We start from the raw sequence: 366 nt of genomic DNA on the forward strand, positions 1-366 counted from the left end.
CTCGGGGTTGGGGTTGTCAAAGGTGAGGTCTTGGGCGGTGAGGCTCGCGATCTGGTCGTACCGGGCGCGGAAGGCCTCGTAGGCCGCCTTCTTGGTGGCGTACTCCAAGGTGATCGCCTCCTTCTCCCGCTCCTGGGCGGCCACCTTGGCCTTGCGGTCCCGGATGCGCCCTTCCAGGTCGGCGAGGTTCCGCTTGAGGGCGGCCTCCTCCGCCTCGAGGCCCACAAGCTCCGCCCTCAGGCCCACTACCCGGTCCCGGTAGGCCAGGACGTCCGGGCTCACCTCCCGGAGCACCGTGTCCGGCTTGGCCGCAAGCTTCTTCAAGCCCTCCGCGTACCGGTAAACGCCGTTGTAGATGTCCCGCGC

Annotated in this window: 1 pseudogene; it reads right to left on the minus strand. The window is 68.6% G+C overall.

Annotated elements, in window-relative coordinates:
* A pseudogene (locus AC01Y6_RS10855) lies at positions 1-324 on the minus strand (lipopolysaccharide biosynthesis protein); the annotation flags it as partial.
* Between the last annotated feature and the right edge of the window lie 42 nt (positions 325-366).

It is taken from the genome of Thermus sp. (genome assembly GCF_056332225.1).